This window comes from Yersinia massiliensis CCUG 53443, from assembly GCF_000312485.1.
Lineage (GTDB): Bacteria > Pseudomonadota > Gammaproteobacteria > Enterobacterales > Enterobacteriaceae > Yersinia > Yersinia massiliensis.
Map to the genome: position 1 here is coordinate 299,168 of NZ_HE997643.1, position 15,169 is coordinate 314,336.

The following is a 15,169-nucleotide window of genomic DNA, read 5'->3' on the forward strand; positions in this document are numbered from 1 at the left end:
GAGGCGTGTTGGGGGGCGGCAGATTGCCGCGACCTTTTGCAGTGCAATGTTGCTATCGATGATCGGGTTGTCACCGGCAGGGGCCACTGAATCCCCGCCGGTGGCGGTATTTAATTGGCAATCAGCACCCAGTGAAGAGCAGTTAGCGGAGCTGAGTCTGCGCGAGGCGATTTTACGGGCATTTGCCCGTAATCCCCAAATTGCGCAAGCCGCTGCGAAAATCAGAGTGGGGCAAGGTGATTTGGATGTCGCTGAAAGTGGCTGGTATCCGCAAATTGCGTTACAGGGGACGGCAGGGAAATCCCATCAAACCGATTCGGCCGGTAGCCTGAATAGCAATGCATCGGCGGGGGTTCAACTGAGCCAGTTGCTGTATGACTTCGGTAAAACCGGCGGCAGCATTAATGAACAGCAGTATTTGTCCGATGCCTACCGTTATGATCTGTTTAACGTCATGACGGCGGTGGGGTTAAGCACGGTGCAATCGTATTTGCAGGTGAAGCGCTATCAGGCGTTAAGTCTGGCAGCACGGGATAATATTAGCTCGCTGGAAAGAGTGAAAGAAACCGCACAACTTCGAGCGGATGCGGGTCTGAGCTCGCAATCGGATGTGCTACAAGCGGAAACCCGTATTGCAGGTATGGTAGCGACATTGGAGCAATATCGCGCCCAAGAACGCTCGGCAAAGGCACAATTGACGGTATTAACGGGGGTGGTCTCCGATAATTTGCCGGATTTACCCCAAGATTTGCTCAAGCAAAAAATCACCCTGAATGCCATCCCCTATGATGCTAGCAGTGCTGTGCGCAGTGCAGAGGCTAAACAGCAGGCGGCAAGAGAACGTGTACGGCAAAGTCAGGCGCAGCACTGGCCAACGGTCAAACTTCAGGCGGGCAGAACACGCTATGAAAATGATGCCCGATCTTACTGGGACGATCAGGTTCAACTGGCGGTTGAAGCGCCGGTTTATCAAGGCGGTGCGGTGAGTGCCAAGGTGCGTGCTGCGGAAGGGGCACGTTCGGCAGCGCAAGCGGAAGTTGAAAAAGCCAAGCTAGATGTCAACCAAAAAGCGGCAACGGCCTATGCCGACATGATTGGTGCGGTGCAGCGCCAGCAAGCAGGGGAACTGCAATTGGAGAGCGCGCGCCATACCCGCAGTGTGTATCAGGATGAATATAAGCTCAGCAAACGTAGCCTGAATGACCTATTGAGTGTCGAGCAGGATGTGTTACAGGCCGACTCCATGCGACTCATGGCTCTTTACGACGGTTGGGATGCGACAGCGCGTTATGCCTCTGCCGTCGATAATCTGGTGGATATGTTGGGAATTGATCGTGTCGCCCAGAGCGGTGAGAGGTTACCCACGCTCTGATAGCAGCCCCTTTGCGCCGTGGTGGGCAAAGGGATGTGCTTAATTGACCCAATAACGAGACGCGACAGGGGTAGCATGATGCAATCTACAGCGAGTCAATCAACAGCAAGTCAATCAACAGCAAGTCAAACTACAGCTAGTCAAACTACAGCGAATGAATCAACGCCTGATCAATCTGCATCAGGTCAATCTATACCGACGCCATCAGCATCAGCGCAGCCAACATCCGCGCAATCGACATCCGCAACACCTATCCCGACTGAAGTTTGGATAGCAGCCATGGCACGGGTGGCTAGCCGTTATGGTAAACCCGCAGATATCAAGTTTCTCACTCAGCAAATGCGTTGGTTCGAGCAACTCAGCGGCTTACGTCAATTGGAACGCCTTAGCGGTTTGCTTGGTTTACAGAGCAGTGTGGTCCCGTTGAAAAAAGTGCGCTGGCGCAATGCGCTACTGCCTGTATTGGTGGCAATGGATTCCGGTAGCGTGGCGGTACTCGAACGCATCAACGACCAAGGTTTAGTCCACTATTGGCTCAGTGATGGCGGTGATGTGGTGCGCGAAGCAAGCCTGCAAACCTTGCTGGATAATAGTCAAGGGCAGGTTGTGATGGTGGGCATCGCTGATCGTGGCCGAGATCAGCGAATCGACGAATTCGTGAAGCCTTACCGTAAGCATTGGTTTTGGCAAAACTTTCGTGGCGCAGGGCGAAAAATTGCTGAAATCTCACTCGCCTCGGTATTGGGGAACGTACTGGCTTTGGGCGGCATACTCTTCTCCATGCAGGTCTATGACAGGGTGATTCCGGCGCAGTCTTTGACCACGTTATGGGTGCTGTTTTTCGGCGTGTTATTGGCCGCATTTATGGAATACATCATCCGACTGACCCGCACTCAGATCTCGGATCTGATGGGGAAAAAAATCGACCTGAATGTGTCATCGATGCTGTTTGTTCGCGCAATGGCGATCAAAAACGAGGCGCGGCCTAAATCGACCGGTTCGTTTATCTCCCAACTACGTGAAATCGATCAAGTGCGTGAACTGCTCACCTCGACCACCGTCGGGGCGGCGGCTGATATGCCGTTCGTCTTGCTGTTTCTGGCGATTATGGCGTTTATCGGCGGCCCGCTGGTGGTTATTCCGATGCTGGCCATCCCGCTGATCGTGATCCCCGGCTTATTGATTCAAATCCCGATGGCAAAGTTGGCGAAAGAGGGAATGCGCGAAGGCGCACTGCGTAATGCGATATTGGTCGAAACTATTGAGGGTATCGAAGACATCAAAGCGTTACAGGCTGAACCCTACTTCCAGCGCCAATGGGAACAAACGCATGAGGTCAGCGCCGCCGTTGGCATGAAACAACGGTTATGGGGCGCGCGCCTCACCGGGTGGGCCTCGACTGTTTCACAATTAACCTATGCCGGTATGCTGGTTTTCGGCACCTATTTGGTACTGGGCGGGGAGATTACCACCGGTACACTGGTCGCCAGCAGTTTACTTTCCTCGCGAACCATCGCGCCATTAATGCAACTGACCATGGTTTTCTCACGTTGGCAGCATGCCAAAAGTGCCATGACGGGTTTGAATGAATTGCTCAAGAAACCCTTGGACAGACCCGAAGAGGGGGAAATGGCGCACTGCCCCATCCTGAATGGCCACTATCAGCTGCGCAATCTGCAATACACCTATGATGAAGAAAAGGGGCAAAACGTCATCACCATTGGTTCACTGGAGATAAAACCCGGCGAAAAAGTGGCGATCCTCGGCAAAGTCGGGGCCGGTAAATCGACTTTACTCAAACTGTTAGCCGGTCAGGCTAGCGCCACACAAGGCAAAGTCATCATTGATGGTGTGGACATCAAACAGGTTGAACCGGCAGATTTACGCCGTCAACTGGGCTTCTTATCGCAAGACTCTCGCTTATTTTTTGGCTCTCTGCGGCAAAACCTGATGCTGGGCCACCCTCATGCCACCGAGCAGGAGATGCTACAGGCTTTGCGCATTAGCGGCGCAATAACCCTAGTGCAACAAGATGCGGCCAGCCTTGATCGCATTATCAATGAAGGGGGCCAAGGGTTGTCAGGTGGACAGCGGCAGATGGTCTTGTTGAGCCGGATGATTTTACGCAATCCGCAAGTGGTGTTGATGGATGAACCGACCGCCTCCATGGATGATCAACTGGAAAACTATGTCATTAACCAGATGCATACTTGGCTAGAGGGCCGCATGTTGGTGCTGGTCACCCATCGGCCAGCCTTATTAAAACTCGTGGATCGCATCATTGTGATGGATAACGGCCGCGTGGTAGCTGATGGTCCACGGGATCACATCCTCAACACGGTCGCCAATAAATCTCAGCAAGGTGCTGCTTAAAAGGAGTGGGTTATGAGTAGTCTTAGCCTGCAACAAGAGCGGGCGCATCAAGAACGACGCATGTCACTGATTGTCTGGCTAACACTGGCGGGGATGATCGTGATGTTTGTTTGGGCATACTTCGCCATTTTGGATGAGGTCACGGTCGGCACGGGGAAAGTCACGCCCTCAAGCCGCGCGCAACTGATAGAAAGCCTTGATGGCGGGATCATCAACGAATTGTTAGTCCACGAAGGGGCCATCATCAATAAAGGACAAATATTGGCCCGCCTTGACCCGACCCGTTTTCAATCTAATTACGGTGAAGCTGCCGCTCGAGTCCGTACCTTGCGGGCCTCTTCCGAGCGTTTGCGTGCTGAGTTAACTGGTGCAGCCTTAGTTTTCGGTAGTGATACCCTCAAAGAGCCTGAGTTGGTGGCGCGGGAGACACAATTTTATCTCTCCCGACGACAAAATCTTAATGAAACCGTCAGCAACTTGCAGCAATCCCTAAAACTGGTGCAGCAGGAGTTACGCATGACTGAACCGCTGGTGGCGAAAGGCGCTGCCAGTCAGGTAGAAGTGATTCGTCTACAACGTCAAGTCAGCGACTTACGCGGTAAAATCGATGAGGCGCGTAACCAGTATGCCGTCAGGGCCAGAGAAGAACAGTTGAAAAACAATGCGGATTTGGACGCGCAGTTACAGGTGGTCTCTGGCAAGCAAGACCAGTTGACCCGCACGACATTGATTTCCCCCGTGCGTGGCATCGTCAAAGATATCCAGGTCTCCACTGTGGGCGGGGTGCTACAACCCGGCGGTAAACTGATGGAAATCGTCCCCATTGAAGAACAGTTGTTGATTGAGACACGGATTAACCCGCGTGATATTGCCTATATCCGGCCCGGTCTCCCCGCGACGGTCAAGATTACGGCCTATGACTCCTCCATCTACGGCAATTTGAACGGGGTGGTGGAGACGGTTTCGCCGGATACGCTGCAAGACGAGGTGAAACGTGACCAATTCTACTACCGCGTTTACGTTCGCACGGACAGGGCAGAGCTGAAAAATAAAGCCGGTAAATTATTCCCCATATTGCCGGGCATGGTCGCGAGTGTGGAAATTAAAACCGGCCAAAAGACAGTGTTAGACTACCTGATAAAACCACTTAATAAAGTAAAAGAGTCATTGCGGGAGCGCTAATAGCCTCATCGAATATTCTGCCGCGAGGGTGCAATGCCACTTGCGGCAGAAGGTTCATTATTAGTGATTTAATGAGACGTAACAGTAATAAGTAGCTGGGTAATAGTTAACCAATCCACCTAAATATCCACCGCTGATTTTAAGCTATTCGTGCTGAAATATAATAATGAAACTATATTATCAGGCCACTATTTCATTGGGGGAATATGATTAGCACTATAAATATACTTTGCTATCTATATTACAGGCAATAAAAAAGCCGGTCAAAAGACCGGCCGTCAACTAACGAATTATCTGGCTGCGAAAGCCACAATGAAAGTAATATAATAAATAATGATGATAGCGTCGCTATTATAGTGCTGGGTTATTTTATATTGTTTGTCAATTTGTGCTATCTTTTTGTTTTCATTAACTATCTGTTTTTAATGTGTTTATTATTTAAATTTAGCAATGAGTGCTATATTTTGTGTATTATTTGTTTTTATTAAAGTTCGTCGTTATTTACATCTAGAAATACTTATCGGGGAATATGAAACATTATTCGCAACTTGGTAGCATTTTCTGTATGGATTAATCCGAATATTATTACCACAATAGACGAACCCGGTTGGGATTATATGCTCGCAAGAGCAGTGGCATAGTTAATCTAATAATAGAGGATAATAACGATGAAACTTCGAGTTCTTTCCCTGCTCGTTCCGGCTTTATTAGTTGCAGGTAGTGCAGGCGCGGCTGAAATTTACAATAAAGACGGTAACAAACTGGATCTGTATGGCAAAGTTGATGGTCTACATTATTTCTCTGATGATAAGAGCAAAGATGGTGACCAATCCTACATGCGTTTTGGCCTGAAAGGCGAAACACAAATCAGTGACCAACTGACTGGTTATGGCCAGTGGGAATATCAAGCAAACCTGAATAAAGCAGAAGACCAAGATCAAGGTAACTTTACTCGTGTTGGCTTTGCTGGTCTGAAATTTGCTGACTACGGTTCATTCGACTATGGCCGTAACTACGGTGTGCTGTACGACGTGAATGCATGGACTGACGTCCTGCCAGAGTTTGGTGGCGATACCTACGGTGCAGACAACTTCTTGTCTCAACGTGGTAACGGTATGGCGACTTACCGTAACACTAACTTCTTCGGTCTGGTTGATGGTTTAGATTTTGCACTGCAATATCAAGGCAAAAACGGCAGTGGTACTGAAACCAACAATGGCCGTGATGTACAGGGCCAAAATGGTGACGGCTATGGTATGTCCCTGTCTTATGACTTGGGTTGGGGCGTGAGTGCATCGGCTGCGATGGCGAGCTCTAAACGTACTACTCAGCAAAATGAGCTGGCCTTTGGCCACGGCGATAATGCTGATGCCTATTCTGGCGGTTTGAAATACGATGCTAACAATGTCTATCTGGCGGCAACTTATACTCAAACCTACAACCTGACTCGTTTTGGTAACTTCAGCAATACCAGTACTGATGCTGTCTACGGTTTTGCTAACAAAGCGCAAAACATTGAGTTAGTGGCACAGTATCAATTTGATTTCGGTCTGCGTCCATCCCTTGCTTACCTGCAATCAAAAGGTAAAGACTTGGGTAATGGCTACGGCGACCAAGATCTTGTGAAATACGTTGACGTCGGTGCAACTTACTTCTTCAACAAAAACATGTCCACCTACGTTGATTACAAAATCAACCTGCTGGATGAAAACACCTTCACCAAAAACGCGGGCATCAACACTGATGATATCGTCGCGGTTGGTTTGGTTTACCAGTTCTAATTCTGTCTTCAGAAGAAATACTGAGATAAACGCGGTCATTTGGCCGCGTTTTTTTGTTTCTGATCCCACGTCACGTCTTTCGCTATTGGGTTTACTTACGTTTACTTTTTGAACGGATAGGTTTTTTTTGACCAGTTTTGGCGTGAAGTTTAACCAAACGAACTAAATTTCAATTTTTTTTAATTGAAACACTAGACATATCATCACGCTATAGACCATAATCCCGCTCATTGGAAGGATGGCCGAGTGGTTTAAGGCAACGGTCTTGAAAACCGTCGACTGTAACAGGTCCTAGAGTTCGAATCTCTATCCTTCCGCCAAATTACGCCGGCATAGCTCAGTTGGTAGAGCAACTGACTTGTAATCAGTAGGTCCCGAGTTCGACTCTTGGTGCCGGCACCAATAAAAAACCCTGTTATCTAAATAAGATAACAGGGTTTTTGCTTTTCTACCGTTTGGACTCGGCGGCAATATTTCCACTACGGCAATCATTCCACTACGGCAATGTTTCCACTGCCGTCATCGAATCAGCCATTCTTGGCCAATTGAGCGACCAACTGATTAACGCCATCGCTCATATTGCTGAATTTGGTCAGTTGCGTGCGAGTGACCACCACAAACACACCGATGTTCTTCTCTGGGATCATCGCCATGTAAGTAATGAATCCACCGCCACCACCGGTTTTCTGCATGATACCTGGTAGGTCTGCATTCGGCGCCATATACACCCAGCCCAGACCCAGCGCATCGGCTTGACCCGCCACATCCATACCCTTCAACGAGGTCAGGTCACGGCGCTGGAAATACATCGCCTGTTCGCGTTTGGCTGAGCTTTTACGCACACTGCTATCCGATGATAAGAATTGCTGCATCCAGTGCTGCATATCCTCTGGCGTTGAATAAATCCCGCCACTTCCGGCAGCCGCAAGGGTGTTCTCACAGCGGCTGCTGCCAACGCCGACCATCAGGCGACTACATTGCTCTGGCGTTGGGGTGAGGGTGGTATTTTTCATGCCCAGCGGCGCGGTAATTTTATCACGCAGCAAGCTGGTATAAGGTTTGCCAGAAGCCCGTGATAACGCATCAGCCAGTAAGTCGTAGGCCAAGTTGGAGTATGCGGCTCTAACACCCGGAGGGACGGTTACGGTCGCCTGTTTCAACCACTGCCAACGGTTATCTTTAGTTGGCCAAGTGAATACCGGTCTTTTCTGCGGGCCACCGGGCTGCTCGCGGGGCAGGCCACTGGTATGGCTGGCAAGATTCAACAAGGTAATCGGCTGCTTGGCATTATAAGCAGGCACCTTGGCACCCTTAGGGGCGTATTTCCGTAGCGGGTCGGTCAATTTAACCGTGCCATCGTCAGCCAGCTTAACCATCACTTCACTGGTCATCAGTTTAGTAATGGAGGCAATGCGAATTAATGAGTCAGGTCGCGGACGGAGGTTGTTGCCCGGTTTGGTTTCACCAAAACTGCGATTGACCACTTGATTGTTATCGATAACCACCAACGCCATTCCCATGGCACCACTGTTATAGAAAATATGTTCAGCATATTGATCCACAACTTGTGAGGTCAAAAGCTCTGTCTTGGCTTGGCTGTGCAAAGGTATGGTGAGTAGGGCAGCGGCCAGCAGCGAGAAGGAGTAATGTTTCAGCACTCTTTTATCCATGTCCAAAAATCAAAAAATAAGCGGTCGTGAACTTATAGTAATCGGATATGTGAATAAAACATGCTGAAATTTTCGAGTAGACGAATAATTTACATTTTCAGTAGGAAGGGAAGTCGGTGAAGACGCAAATGGTATAGAAATCCGCATCCTCTGAGTACTAATCCAAAAAACGCACCGGAGGGAGGCCGATGCGTTTTATGGATTCACTTTAGATCAGTTAACTTTCTGTCACCGGTTTAGGGATAACAGTGGAAGAATCCTTCATACCCAGTGGGTTGTTCCCCCAGCATTGCTCATACTTCCAGCCGGTTAGCTCTTCAGCAACGGCTCTGGCGTGTGCAGGGATATCCGCCATGGCACCGCCACTTTTAATACGATCAATTTCTTCCAGCAGAATTTTATGATTCTTACGGTCTAACTTCATTTGCGTGGTGTAGTAAATCGCCACTAGCGCCAGTGAGATGACCCCGATAGCAAATACACCCACAATCGCTTGTACCGCCACTTCTGGTTGACTTGACTGGCCTGAGACAAAACCAAAGCGGCTTAATGTCCAACCCATGGCAAAGACAATAATCGAACGGACCATTTTACCGGCAAAGGTCATGGCACCTGCGTAGATCCCTTCACGGCGACGGCCTGTTAATACTTCGTCTACATCGGCCAGGAAGGTATAAACCGTCCACGGAATGTAATAAATACCGCCGGTACTTAAGCCGAACACCGCAGTGATACCGAATAAAACAACCACAGTTGTCGTTTGTGACCAGCCAGTAAAATAGAGCGCGGCATAGGCAATGACACTGACGATCACCACTTGCAGGGCAATACGGAACGGGCGTGCAAAGCCCATTTTGACGCATATACCAATAAAGACGGCGGTCGAGATCAACTGCATGATTGAACTAAAGCTGTTGAGTTGAGAAACCAGCGCAGCATCTTGGCCTAAGCCAAAAATAATAAAGTAGGTAAAGGCGGAAGCGAACAACCATTCAGCACCGAAACCGAACAAATACATGCCCAAATGCTTGCGGAAAATACGTAAATGGAAGGTAGATGCCATGTCCACACACAGTTTTTTCAGTGCTTGACCCAAACTGCTGGTGGTTTCACGTACTACTTCACTGGCTGGACGTTCCCATGAGGAGCTGTATAGCCAGATCATCGCGAAGCACATAATCAAGCCGTAGGCGATACCGGTATAGAGGAAAGGTGTCGCTGAATCTTTGCCATAAATAGCAATAAATTGTCCGGGAATAAAGGCCGCTAAAAAGTTAGCAACTTTACCGAAAATGGCTTTGGAACCGGTTAATTTTGAGCGTTTAGCAAAGTCAGTAGTCATCTCGGTTGCCAGTGTTTCATAAGGCACCATGATGGAGGTGTAAATCAGTTCAAATAGCGCGTAGGTCAGCAGGTAATACCAGAACCCGAAGCCACTCATCCAGAGCATCGGATAGACTAATACTAACGGAATACCCAGCAAGATAAAGAAGCGACGCCGACCAAAGATGCGGCCCAAGCGAGTGTTGTAGAAGTTATCGGTGATATAACCCATGATCGGGTTACTAATAGCATCAAGAATACTGGCGATTGAAAAAATTGTGGCGGCTTCGACGACAGACAATCCGCAAAAGGTGGTGTAGAAATACATCAGCCAAGCACCGCTGATGGCTAACGCCCCACTGCCCAATAAATTGGCACTCCCATATGCCAATGTGTGCCTGGTTGTAATAGGTTTACTCATTTAAACTGCCACCTCAAATTAAAACAATGTTTCATAAATAATGGATATCTGTTTTCTTTATAAAGGTAAGGCGTTTTTAAAAATGAGGGCTAGATCACGAAAAGGTTTTTTTGGCTCTGAAATGGCGCGTATTGCAGTGATAAATTGATATAAATCAAATTAGTGGTGATTGAGGGTTTTCAACAAAACACTGAAAAGCTCGTGATAATACGCATCCGTGATAATGCCTTTTTACGCTAAACATGACCGTGACCGATGTGGCAAGATTTTCATCAGCAAACTGAAATATCATCACCAGTATTAGGTCTATTGCGTGGCGTGTTAAAGTGGTGCAATTGAGAATGACTAAATGACGATAATAGGTGCAGCCTAATCATGTCTGTTGGCTGTCATTGCGGTGAGCTGTAAAGGAATAAAATGGCGAAGAAAAACCCTTATTATGATGCGAGTAAGCCACATCACACTGAGTTTGGATTCCAGAATCTGGAGCCAGTTATTCATCATCCGCAAGATTTGAAACGCTGGCGTGAAGAACGAAAACGCCAAGCATTACCAAAGCCCCCCCAGCAGGGCTACAAACAGTTCATCAATGACTGGTGGCAGGTAGCAGATTTCAGTGGTCAACAAGATGCGTTGTGGTGGTTAGGACATGCCTCGCTATTGCTGCGTGTGGCTGGAAAGACAGTCCTCTTTGATCCTGTGCTATCGAGTCGCGCTTCGCCGCTAAATTTCTACGGGCCTGCCCGTAAAACCCCAGTTCCCGCCAGAGTGAAGGCTTTGCCACAAATCGATGTGGTGGTGATTTCCCATAATCACTACGATCATTTGGATGTCACTACGATCAACCAATTATTGCGGCGCTTTCCCGATATCACCTTTTTGGCCCCTCTGGGACTGAAAAATTGGCTACTGCAACACGGTGCCCGCCATGTTCATGAGCTGGATTGGTGGGATACAACGACGGCTGCTGAATTTGAGTTTCACTGTGTACCGGCTCGCCATTGGAGCATGCGAACGCCTTGGGATCGCAACCAAAGCCTATGGTCGGGGTGGGTGGTCAAACGCGATGGAATCAACTTTTATTTCACTGGTGACACCGGTTATTGCCAGCAATTACTCGCGATAGGCGAGCGGTTGGGGCCATTCAATTATGCGGCATTACCGATTGGTGCTTATGCCCCTCGCTGGTTTATGCAAGCGCAGCATATGGACCCGCAGCAATCGGTGCAGTTATTCCAGCAATTAGAACAACCTATAACAGTGCCGATTCATTGGGGGGTATTTGAGTTGGCAGATGAATCGTTGGATGAACCCCCGCAACAACTCAAATTAGCGTTAGCGGAGGCGGGGGTCTCAAACGATAACTTTGCGCCGATTAAGATTGGTGCACGGATCTTATTGGGATAGGGCGTTTTAGCGGGTGATAAGCGATCACACCGCTAAAGCGGTTGTTCTGCATAAATGGTCATTCTGCTAAAAAATAAGCTCTACTGAACTAGATCCTGAACTGATTCACCGCACCAGTTAAATCAACGGCCTGCGCTTGTAAGGCCGCTGATGCTGCTGTTGATTCCTGCACCAACGCTGCATTTTGTTGCACCATCGTATCCAACTGGGCGACTGCACTATTGATCTCATGGATGCCGCGCATTTGTTCATCTGCGGCGTTCGTGATTTCTGACATGATCGTAGTGACATCAGAGACGCTGCTGACAATCTCGGTCATGGTATTGCTGGCCTGTCGCACTTGGCCTGAACCTGATGACACACTGCTGACGGTGGATTCGATCAGGGTTTTAATTTCTTTTGCTGCTTGCGCGCTGCGTTGCGCCAAGGTGCGGACCTCACCAGCAACCACCGCAAAACCACGGCCTTGTTCACCGGCGCGGGCGGCCTCTACCGCAGCATTTAATGCCAGAATATTAGTCTGGAAGGCAATGCCATCGATCACACTCGTGATATCGCCAATTTTGCCCGATGCGGCCTCAATTGATTCCATCGTGGTGATCACTTTTGCAATCACGTCCCCCCCGCGGGAAGCATCATTTGCAGCGGAGAGTACCGCCGTGTTTGCTTGGCGTGCGGCACTGGCTGATTGGGCAACAGTGGCCGATATTTGCTCCAGAGCTGCCGATGTTTGCTGCAAGCTAGCCGCAGCCGATTCTGTTCGACCGGATAAATCCTGATTACCAGCCGCAATTTCATTGGCAGCAATACGTACCGATTCGCTGGTATCGCGAATTTGAGCCATCACAGCACTTAGCTTGTCGGCAAATCGGTTGAATGATTGGGCAATTTTTGCCACTTCGTCACGGCCTTCGATCGGCAAACGTCTCGTTAAATCCTCGGTGCCGGAGCTGATGGCGTCCATGGCTTTATGCACGTGACTCAGGGGCAGTAAGGCACGTTGAGTGATCAGGCCAATAATCACAATAGCGATCAAAATAATCACTATCAGCGTCACCAGAGATGTTGTCAGTAATGATCGCATACCGGCAGTGGCTTGTGCCTGATCGAGAGCGACCACCGTAAACCATTGTGTCCCCGGTACGGCTTGTGCGAGCAGCAACTTACGCTGCTCACCTATTTGAGCAACAATAGGGTCTGTCGCTGTCAATAGTGCTTTTAGATCCAAGGACGGTGCAATATCACTCAGTGGCTTAAGGGTTAGTTGTGCATCCGGATGAGCGATAATGGTGCCATCGACATCAATTAACATGCCGAAGCTATCATCGGTTGGATGTATGGATTTCACGTTTGCAATAACGCTATCCATGGTGACATCAGCAGCCAATACCCCTTTGACATTCCCATCCTGAATAATGGGTAAGGCAAAGGTCACCACTAACTGGTTAGTTCCCGCATCAACATACGGCGGAGTCACTACGGGTTTGCCCACCTTCACTGCTTGCAAATACCACGGGCGGCCCGTGGGGTCATAACCTTCAGGAATGCCATCAGGATTAGAAAAAGTGGCTGTCTTATTGGCGTAGCCAATATAAACGTTAATGAAATTACCGGCTGCGGCTACTTGACGCAATGCGGGTATTGGGTCTGCCGTCAGTGCACTGTCTTTGAGTGACACAATCATTTGTGTTTTAGCGGCCACCCAGTCTGCAATCCCGACACCATGACTGGCGGTCACGGCAGTCAACGTATTATCGATGGCACTGCTATTATATTTGTTGGCAACGGAATAGTTAAAATAAGTGTTAATGGCGAGAGAACCCGCGACGATGATGATGCAGGCAGCCAAGATACGTGAACGAATGGAATCAAGCATAGAGCGTCCTAAATAATGGGGAAGACATGATCCCAGTAACGGCTTAGCAGCGGAAAACTTGAAATGAGTCACAGTAACAAATCGCGATAAGTGCGTCATTGTTAACGCTTCTTTATGTAACAGTGACAGATGAGGGGATTTTGTTGTTATCGATATCCAAGAAAAACATAAACTTGATAAAGGTAATGCTCAAAGTTTATTGGTAAGAATTAAAAAATGTTGAAAATAATAGTGATATTTAAAGTGTAAAATCAGCCTTAATATGAGGGCTACGAGGGTGTAGACGGTGTATTGAGGCTGGGCGGCATGATGTGTGATGATTAAAATTTATGCTGCAAACCCAAGGAAAGTGTTTGGTTTCGGTAAGCGATACCTGCACCTTCTTGCGTATTGATGACGTCACCGTTAGCATGATTGAGTGTTTGTGAATTTCCTTTACCTTCGGAGTATCGATTCCAAGAAGCTTCAACAAATACTTTGGTATTTTTAGTGACGTAATATCCGATATCCATAGCGACGCCATAATAGCGAGCGTTCTTGCTGGTATCGTTGAAGCTTTGGTTACGCAGATGATGCTTATCAAGGCTATTGGCCTTGACCCAATTGCTATATTTAAACAATGTATTAAGCTCGAAATTTTGATGGCGATAATAGCCAGCTAAACCAATATAGGGCATATCAAACTTCTGTTTATAACTGATGGCTTTGATATCATCAGACAGATTAATGAGTTGGCTGCCATTACTGTAAATTAAGTCACCACCATGTGCCGTCCAACTATTGTTACTCTGCTGATAGCCGGATATGGCTCCAATACGATAATTGCTATTATTTAAAAGCCAAAACTTGACGTTGAGATCTATTTCATTGGCGTAATTTAAATTAGTTTTACTATGATGGGACCACTCGCTCCAGTTAATTTGATTTTGGTTTAACCAATCATAATTATCCATGATGCCATCTGATGATGATAATGTACTCCAGCCTTTGGCAGTTAATGTGAATCTGGATAAGAGATCCCATGAAATATCCATCTTGATGATGGGGGCGTTTCTCACTTTCCAATCCAGTTGACTGACTTTGTGCCCTTGGTTTTCGGGTTGATAGACAGATTCTTGCGATTCTGCATTTAATAACCCAAGTGAGGTGCTCATTTTTAAGTTATCGGTGATACTTGAATCGTAGCTAGCTGAGGCGGTATGGCATGTAATAAGCAATGCTAATGCGCATACGCTTTTTTTTATTAATGTTACGTTTTTCATTACTGACCTTTAATTGGCTTAAATATTGATAATGAAAGGTAACATTGATATAAGGTTAATATTTTAAATTAAATCTTAAAAGAAAATTAAAAATATTAAATTTTCCTTACTTTATTAGAATACAATAGAAAACCGTTTAATCCGAGCGGAATTGCTCGGATTGCCTCAGATCAAAACTCACTGACAAGCCATTCGTCTGCTTCATCAAACATTTCTTCAACCAAACGATTGAGCACTGATTTTTCTTGTTTGTTCGCATCAGTATTGATGCCATTCGCTTGCATCGCTTTGACTTTGACGTCGGCATCTGGAAAGACACGATGCACACGTTTAGTGAGTTCCGCCTTAATCATTTCACCAGCATTAGCCAAACCCGCGACATTCCGTTTGTCATAAATCAATTCAACACGCATGTTTTTTTCCAAAAGAGATAATATACTGTGTTAATGTACAGTATTCAGGGGTGTGAGACAACGCGTTGATGATAAAATCAGTAAATTAG

The 15,169-nt window shown here is 47.6% G+C and carries 10 protein-coding genes and 2 tRNA genes; 7 read left to right on the forward strand and 5 right to left on the reverse strand.

Annotated features, from left to right (window positions below; genetic code table 11):
- Positions 1 to 58 precede the first annotated feature (58 nt).
- The 6 genes from BN68_RS01430 (at position 59) to BN68_RS01455 (ending at position 7,110) form a co-directional block, all read left to right on the forward strand.
- Positions 59 to 1,372: a TolC family outer membrane protein gene (locus tag BN68_RS01430; RefSeq protein WP_231294022.1), complete on the forward strand. Its 1,314-nt coding sequence runs from the start codon at positions 59 to 61 to the stop codon at positions 1,370 to 1,372.
- A gap of 75 nt (positions 1,373 to 1,447) precedes the next feature.
- On the forward strand, positions 1,448 to 3,745 hold the full coding sequence (locus tag BN68_RS01435) for a type I secretion system permease/ATPase (RefSeq protein WP_261373855.1): 2,298 nt from the start codon (positions 1,448 to 1,450) through the stop codon (positions 3,743 to 3,745).
- A 12-nt stretch (positions 3,746 to 3,757) separates the two neighbouring features.
- The gene (locus tag BN68_RS01440) at positions 3,758 to 4,927 is read left to right on the forward strand and encodes an HlyD family efflux transporter periplasmic adaptor subunit (RefSeq protein ID WP_019209372.1); all 1,170 of its coding nucleotides are present in this window, start codon (positions 3,758 to 3,760) and stop codon (positions 4,925 to 4,927) included.
- Positions 4,928 to 5,595: 668 nt separating this feature from the next.
- Positions 5,596 to 6,708, forward strand: coding sequence for a porin OmpC (gene ompC / locus BN68_RS01445; RefSeq protein WP_019209373.1), 1,113 nt, complete (start codon positions 5,596 to 5,598; stop codon positions 6,706 to 6,708).
- 232 nt (positions 6,709 to 6,940) lie between these two features.
- Positions 6,941 to 7,028 (forward strand) — tRNA-Ser (locus tag BN68_RS01450).
- 6 nt (positions 7,029 to 7,034) lie between these two features.
- Positions 7,035 to 7,110: transfer RNA gene (locus BN68_RS01455), tRNA-Thr, on the forward strand.
- A gap of 125 nt (positions 7,111 to 7,235) precedes the next feature.
- Here BN68_RS01455 and ampH read toward each other — a convergent pair.
- Entirely contained in the window at positions 7,236 to 8,378 is a 1,143-nt protein-coding gene (gene ampH / locus BN68_RS01460) for a D-alanyl-D-alanine-carboxypeptidase/endopeptidase AmpH (protein ID WP_019209374.1), read from the reverse strand.
- Between the two features lie 217 nt (positions 8,379 to 8,595).
- A complete protein-coding gene (locus tag BN68_RS01465) occupies positions 8,596 to 10,122 on the reverse strand; it encodes an MFS transporter (protein WP_019209375.1) in 1,527 nt (508 codons plus the stop codon).
- A gap of 417 nt (positions 10,123 to 10,539) precedes the next feature.
- Here BN68_RS01465 and BN68_RS01470 point away from each other — a divergent pair, with 417 nt between their 5' ends.
- Positions 10,540 to 11,529 (forward strand): MBL fold metallo-hydrolase, encoded by a 990-nt coding sequence (locus BN68_RS01470; protein WP_019209376.1) that lies wholly within the window; start codon positions 10,540 to 10,542, stop codon positions 11,527 to 11,529.
- Positions 11,530 to 11,617: 88 nt separating this feature from the next.
- Here the strand turns inward: BN68_RS01470 and BN68_RS01475 are convergent, their stop codons facing one another.
- The 3 genes from BN68_RS01475 to BN68_RS01485 all read right to left on the reverse strand — a co-directional run bounded on the left by BN68_RS01475 (position 11,618) and on the right by BN68_RS01485 (position 15,080).
- Positions 11,618 to 13,405, reverse strand: coding sequence for a methyl-accepting chemotaxis protein (locus tag BN68_RS01475; protein WP_019209377.1), 1,788 nt, complete (start codon positions 13,403 to 13,405; stop codon positions 11,618 to 11,620).
- 320 nt (positions 13,406 to 13,725) lie between these two features.
- On the reverse strand, positions 13,726 to 14,667 hold the full coding sequence (locus BN68_RS01480; protein WP_019209378.1) for an omptin family outer membrane protease: 942 nt from the start codon (positions 14,665 to 14,667) through the stop codon (positions 13,726 to 13,728).
- A gap of 170 nt (positions 14,668 to 14,837) precedes the next feature.
- On the reverse strand, positions 14,838 to 15,080 hold the full coding sequence (locus tag BN68_RS01485; RefSeq protein WP_019209379.1) for a DinI-like family protein: 243 nt from the start codon (positions 15,078 to 15,080) through the stop codon (positions 14,838 to 14,840).
- Positions 15,081 to 15,169: the final 89 nt, after the last annotated feature.